Origin of the sequence: Mesorhizobium sp. B1-1-5, assembly GCF_006443065.1 — a bacterium.
GTDB lineage: Bacteria > Pseudomonadota > Alphaproteobacteria > Rhizobiales > Rhizobiaceae > Mesorhizobium.
Map to the genome: position 1 here is coordinate 1 of NZ_VFWS01000188.1, position 6,696 is coordinate 6,696.

A 6,696-nucleotide genomic window follows, 5' to 3' on the forward strand; every position below is an offset into this window, starting at 1 on the left:
GGATTGCCCCGAATTGCCCTTCGCAATTCGGCTGGCAATCCGGGTGAGGGGGAGCGCCGTCGACGCTATGCTGCCGTCCCGCCCCTGTTCCAGCCGCGTCCGCGATCTCCGAACATCACATAACCGCTGTCCGTCACCGCTACCGTGTCCTCCAGCTTGATGAAGCCGCGTGTCGGATGAAGCATGGTGGTCTCGACCGACAGCACCATGTTCTTCTCCAGCGGCTTGGCCGCATAAGTACCCTCATAGGCGACCGGGTGATTGGTCATCAGGAACGGCGCCTCATGCGTGATCAACCCCATGCCGTGCGCGAAGAAATCCGTATAGGCCGCAACCTTGGAAGCCTTCAGCACACTCTCCGCATGCGCGATCATGTCGCCGCCAACCGTGCCCGCCTTCACCTTGGAAAAAGCGGCCTGCTGCACCGCTTCGACTTCGGCCAGAAGATCCTGCAGCTCGGCATCCGGTTCGCCAAGCACACCCATGCGGCAGAGGTCGCCGATATAGCCGTGATAGTTGCCGCCGGAATCGATCGACATCACTTCGCCCTTCTTCCAGGCCTGGCTGGACGCCGCGCGGTTGTGGCTGGAACCCAGCGTCAGCAGGCAGTATTCGAAATGCGCGCCACGATTGGTCTCCTCGCGCCGGAGCCGCTCGATGATGTCGGTCTTGCTCGTGCCCTCGCGCGCCCAGCCAATCGTCGCCAGCATGGAATCGGTTATCAGTTCGGAAGCGATGCGCAGTTGTTCCAGCTCAGCCTCGGTCTTGATGGCGCGCATACGCTCCAGCATGTCGGTCGCGTCGATCAGCTTTGCATCCGGCAGCGCCTTGCGGATCAGCGTGTAGGCATCCGACGGCAGGAAACCCGGCTCGATGCCGATGCGCGCCGCCGTCTTGCCGATTATTTTGACATGCTCCACCGCCAGATTGGCGGCATCGAGCGTGCCCCAGCAGGCGGCGTGCAAGGTCGGCGTCCAGAATGGATGGTTCTGGTGCTCGCCGCCTTCCATCTTGTTGCCGATATAGGCGGCATGTTCCGGCCCGCCCTTCTCGTAAAGGACGATCGGCAAATAGCGGCTGTGACCGATGGCGTCCATCGCCGCGAAGAAGATGAACTTGTAGCCGCCGAGCAGATATTGCGTGTTGTGCTTGGACGTGGCGAACAGCACGTCGATACCGGCCTCTTCCATCAGCCGGTCCACCCGCGCCTGGTCGAACGGGACATTGCTGACCTCGGTTTTGCCCGGAGCGATGTTCATCTGCCTCTCCCTATTTTTCATCGGCCGCAGGAGCGCCGAACGTCATGATGTATGGCTGTTGGCTAAATCTGCATCCTTTTGGCCGCTCTGGTCCAGCCAGAATTGATCACTTCGCGCCAAAGGCAGGCTTCTAATCCAAATCCCGATCCCATCGCTCCGTAATCTGGTCCTGCCAGATAAGAGCATGAGAGCCTCTTTCGGCTGGCTGGTCCAGCGGACGGAAATTTCAAAGCCAAGCCATGATGCGCCAAATCCGTCTCTGGCGAAACCTTTGCCAAGGGCCATAATCACCGGATTGCCGCGCCTGTCACGGCGCGAAGAGGGGAGTTTGAGCGATGTCCGATTTGACGATTTCACGCCGCAGCCTGCTGGCCGGCTCGGCGCTGCTGCTGGCCTCGACCGCGCTGCCGACCATCGGCTTCGCGCAGACGCCGAAGAAGGGTGGCCGCCTCGTGCTGGCTGCCGATTCCGAACCGCGCAACCTCAACCCCGCTATCGTCGCTTCCAACGGCGTCTTCTTCATCTCCAGCAAGATCGTCGAGACCCTGGCCGAAGCCTCCTTCGACGGCAAAGACGGCCTTCAGCCGCGCCTGGCGCTTTCCTGGGAAGGCGCGGCGGACGGCCTGTCGGTGACCTTCAAGTTGCGCGACGGCATCAAATGGCATGACGGCAAGCCTTTCACCTCCGCCGACGTCGCCTTCTCGGCGCTGCAGATCTGGAAGCCGCTGCAGAATCTCGGCCGCACCGTGTTCAAGGACCTGGCCGCCGTCGACACGCCGGACGATCTCACCGCGATCTTCAAATTCGCCAAGCCGACGCCGTTCCAGCTGATCCGCAATGCGCTGCCGGCGCTGTCGAGCGTCGTGCCGAAGCACCTCTATGAGGTGGGCAAGATCGAGGACAACCCCGCCAACAACGCGCCGGTCGGCACCGGTCCGTTCAAATTCGCCGAGTACAAGGCCGGCCAGTATTACCGGCTGACCCGGAACGACGCCTATTGGGGCAAGGACGAGCCCTATCTCGACGAGATCGTCTATCAGGTGCTGCCGGACCGCACCTCGGCCGCGGCCGCGCTGGAAGCCGAAGAGATCCAGCTCGCCGCCTTCTCCGCCGTCCCGCTCGCCGACCTCGACCGCATCTCCAAGGTGCCAGGCCTGAAGGTCATCACCAAGGGCTATGAGGGGCTGACCTACCAGCTCGTCGTCGAGATCAACCACCGCCGCAAGGAACTGGCCGATCTGAAAGTGCGGCAGGCGATCGCGCATGCCATCGACAAGGATTTCGTCATCAAGACGATCTTCCTCGGCTACGCCGCGACCGCAACCGGCCCGGTGCCGAAGAACGATCCGCAATTCTACACCGCCGACGTGCCGACCTATCCTTTCGATGTCGCCAAGGCCAATGCTCTGCTGGATGAAGCCGGCTACAAGCGCGCCGACGACGGCAAGCGCTTCGCGCTGAAGCTGCTGCCGGCGCCTTACTTCAACGAGACGAAGCAGTTCGGCGATTATCTGCGCCAGGCGCTCGCCGCGATCGGCATCGACGCCGAGATCGTCAACAACGACTCCGCCGCGCACATCAAGGCCGTCTACACCGATCACGCCTTCGACCTCGCCGTCGGTCCGCCGGTGTTCCGCGGCGACCCGGCAATCTCGACCACCATCCTGGTGCAGAGCGGCATTCCCGACGGCGTGCCGTTCTCCAACCAGGGCGGCTACAAGAACGCCGACCTCGACGCGCTGATCGCGAAAGCATCGGAGACGCTGGATACAGCGGCCCGAACCGAGCTTTACAAGGAGTTCCAGAAGAAGGTAGCGGCCGATTTGCCGCTGATCAATGTGGCGGAGTGGAGCTTCATTTCCGTCGCCCGCGACACGGTCGGCAACATCGCCAACAACCCGCGCTGGGCAGTATCGAACTGGGCGGACACCTATTTGGCGGGCTAACGTTTTCCCAAGGCTTGCACATCGCTTGATCGGGTGCTCAGCTTCCACGGTGAGAGTTCCTTCGCGCCCCCCTCTGTCCTGCCGGACATCTCCCCCACAAGGGGGGAGATTGGCGGCTTCCGCGCCCCGCTCAATCCTGCAGCATCTGCGGTTGGCGAAAGCCGGCGAGACAGCTGATCTCCCCCCTCGTGGGGGAGATGTCCGGCAGGACAGAGGGGGGCGCGAAGGAACTCTCACCGTGGAAGCTGAGCACCCGATCAAGCGATGTGCAAGCCTTGGGAAAACGTTAGCCCGCCAAATAGGTGTCCGCCCAGTTCGATACTGCCCAGCGCGGGTTGTTGGCGATGTTGCCGACCGTGTCGCGGGCGACGGAAATGAAGCTCCACTCCGCCACATTGATCAGCGGCAAATCGGCCGCTACCTTCTTCTGGAACTCCTTGTAAAGCTCGGTTCGGGCCGCTGTATCCAGCGTCTCCGATGCTTTCGCGATCAGCGCGTCGAGGTCGGCGTTCTTGTAGCCGCCCTGGTTGGAGAACGGCACGCCGTCGGGAATGCCGCTCTGCACCAGGATGGTGGTCGAGATTGCCGGGTCGCCGCGGAACACCGGCGGACCGACGGCGAGGTCGAAGGCGTGATCGGTGTAGACGGCCTTGATGTGCGCGGCGGAGTCGTTGTTGACGATCTCGGCGTCGATGCCGATCGCGGCGAGCGCCTGGCGCAGATAATCGCCGAACTGCTTCGTCTCGTTGAAGTAAGGCGCCGGCAGCAGCTTCAGCGCGAAGCGCTTGCCGTCGTCGGCGCGCTTGTAGCCGGCTTCATCCAGCAGCGCATTGGCCTTGGCGACATCGAAAGGATAGGTCGGCACGTCGGCGGTGTAGAATTGCGGATCGTTCTTCGGCACCGGGCCGGTTGCGGTCGCGGCGTAGCCGAGGAAGATCGTCTTGATGACGAAATCCTTGTCGATGGCATGCGCGATCGCCTGCCGCACTTTCAGATCGGCCAGTTCCTTGCGGCGGTGGTTGATCTCGACGACGAGCTGGTAGGTCAGCCCCTCATAGCCCTTGGTGATGACCTTCAGGCCTGGCACCTTGGAGATGCGGTCGAGGTCGGCGAGCGGGACGGCGGAGAAGGCGGCGAGCTGGATCTCTTCGGCTTCCAGCGCGGCCGCGGCCGAGGTGCGGTCCGGCAGCACCTGATAGACGATCTCGTCGAGATAGGGCTCGTCCTTGCCCCAATAGGCGTCGTTCCGGGTCAGCCGGTAATACTGGCCGGCCTTGTACTCGGCGAATTTGAACGGACCGGTGCCGACCGGCGCGTTGTTGGCGGGGTTGTCCTCGATCTTGCCCACCTCATAGAGGTGCTTCGGCACGACGCTCGACAGCGCCGGCAGCGCATTGCGGATCAGCTGGAACGGCGTCGGCTTGGCGAATTTGAAGATCGCGGTGAGATCGTCCGGCGTGTCGACGGCGGCCAGGTCCTTGAACACGGTGCGGCCGAGATTCTGCAGCGGCTTCCAGATCTGCAGCGCCGAGAAGGCGACGTCGGCGGAGGTGAAAGGCTTGCCGTCATGCCATTTGATGCCGTCGCGCAACTTGAAGGTCACCGACAGGCCGTCCGCCGCGCCTTCCCAGGAAAGCGCCAGGCGCGGCTGAAGGCCGTCTTTGCCGTCGAAGGAGGCTTCGGCCAGGGTCTCGACGATCTTGCTGGAGATGAAGAAGACGCCGTTGGAAGCGACGATAGCGGGGTTGAGGTTGCGCGGTTCGGAATCGGCAGCCAGCACGAGGCGGCCACCCTTCTTCGGCGTCTGCGCGAAGCCGATGGTCGGCAGCGCGGTCGAGGCCAGCAGCAGCGCCGAGCCGGCCAGCAGGCTGCGGCGTGAAATCGTCAAATCGGACATCGCTCAAACTCCCCTCTTCGCGCCGTGACAGGCGCGGCAATCCGGTGATTATGGCCCTTGGCAAAGGTTTCGCCAGAGACGGATTTGGCGCATCATGGCTTGGCTTTGAAATTTCCGTCCGCTGGACCAGCCAGCCGAAAGAGGCTCTCATGCTCTTATCTGGCAGGACCAGATTACGGAGCGATGGGATCGGGATTTGGATTAGAAGCCTGCCTTTGGCGCGAAGTGATCAATTCTGGCTGGACCAGAGCGGCCAAAAGGATGCAGATTTAGCCAACAGCCATACATCATGACGTTCGGCGCTCCTGCGGCCGATGAAAAATAGGGAGAGGCAGATGAACATCGCTCCGGGCAAAACCGAGGTCAGCAATGTCCCGTTCGACCAGGCGCGGGTGGACCGGCTGATGGAAGAGGCCGGTATCGACGTGCTGTTCGCCACGTCCAAGCACAACACGCAATATCTGCTCGGCGGCTACAAGTTCATCTTCTTCGCGGCGATGGACGCCATCGGTCACAGCCGCTATTTGCCGATCGTCCTTTACGAGAAGGGCGGGCCGGAACATGCCGCCTATATCGGCAACAAGATGGAAGGCGGCGAGCACCAGAACCATCCATTCTGGACGCCGACCTTGCACGCCGCCTGCTGGGGCACGCTCGATGCCGCCAATCTGGCGGTGGAGCATGTCAAAATAATCGGCAAGACGGCGGCGCGCATCGGCATCGAGCCGGGTTTCCTGCCGTCGGATGCCTACACGCTGATCCGCAAGGCGCTGCCGGATGCAAAGCTGATCGACGCGACCGACATGCTGGAGCGTATGCGCGCCATCAAGACCGAGGCTGAGCTGGAACAACTGCGCATCGCTTCCGAACTGATAACCGATTCCATGCTGGCGACGATTGGCTGGGCGCGCGAGGGCACGAGCAAGACCGACATCATCGAGCGGCTCCGGCGCGAGGAGACCAATCGTGGCGCGCATTTCGAATACTGCCTGCTGACGCTGGGTTCCAGCCACAACCGCGCGGCGTCCAGCCAGGCCTGGAAGAAGGGCGAAGTGATGTCGATCGATTCCGGCGGCAACTATCACGGCTATATCGGCGACCTCTGCCGCATGGGTGTGCTTGGCGAACCGGATGCCGAGCTGCAGGATCTTCTGGCCGAAGTCGAAGCGGTGCAGCAGGCCGCTTTTTCCAAGGTGAAGGCGGGCACGGTTGGCGGCGACATGATCGCGCATGCGGAGAGTGTGCTGAAGGCTTCCAAGGTTGCGGCCTATACGGATTTCTTCGCGCACGGCATGGGGTTGATCACGCATGAGGCGCCGTTCCTGATGACCAATCACCCGGTCGCCTATGAGGGTACTTATGCGGCCAAGCCGCTGGAGAAGAACATGGTGCTGTCGGTCGAGACCACCATGCTTCATCCGACACGCGGCTTCATCAAGCTGGAGGACACGGTAGCGGTGACGGACAGCGGTTATGTGATGTTCGGAGATCGCGGACGCGGCTGGAACAGGGGCGGGACGGCAGCATAGCGTCGACGGCGCTCCCCCTCACCCGGATTGCCAGCCGAATTGCGAAGGGCAATTCGGGGCAATCC

The 6,696-nt window shown here is 62.4% G+C and carries 4 protein-coding genes; 2 read left to right on the top strand and 2 right to left on the bottom strand.

Features of this window, described 5'->3' with window-relative positions; all coding sequences use genetic code 11:
• Positions 1-65: 65 nt before the first annotated feature.
• Positions 66-1,259: a Xaa-Pro peptidase family protein gene (locus FJ980_RS28800; RefSeq protein WP_140547035.1), complete on the bottom strand. Its 1,194-nt coding sequence runs from the start codon at positions 1,257-1,259 to the stop codon at positions 66-68.
• 335 nt (positions 1,260-1,594) lie between these two features.
• Between FJ980_RS28800 and FJ980_RS28805 the strand changes: the two genes are divergently transcribed.
• A complete protein-coding gene (locus FJ980_RS28805) occupies positions 1,595-3,205 on the top strand; it encodes an ABC transporter substrate-binding protein (protein WP_140547036.1) in 1,611 nt (536 codons plus the stop codon).
• Between the two features lie 286 nt (positions 3,206-3,491).
• Here FJ980_RS28805 and FJ980_RS28815 read toward each other — a convergent pair whose 3' ends face one another.
• Positions 3,492-5,102 carry an ABC transporter substrate-binding protein gene (locus FJ980_RS28815; RefSeq protein ID WP_140547036.1) on the bottom strand — a complete coding sequence of 537 codons (1,611 nt, stop codon included), beginning with the start codon at positions 5,100-5,102 and terminating at the stop codon, positions 3,492-3,494.
• A gap of 335 nt (positions 5,103-5,437) precedes the next feature.
• Here FJ980_RS28815 and FJ980_RS28820 point away from each other — a divergent pair, with 335 nt between their 5' ends.
• The gene (locus FJ980_RS28820) at positions 5,438-6,631 is read left to right on the top strand and encodes a Xaa-Pro peptidase family protein (RefSeq protein ID WP_140547035.1); all 1,194 of its coding nucleotides are present in this window, start codon (positions 5,438-5,440) and stop codon (positions 6,629-6,631) included.
• Positions 6,632-6,696 lie beyond the last annotated feature (65 nt).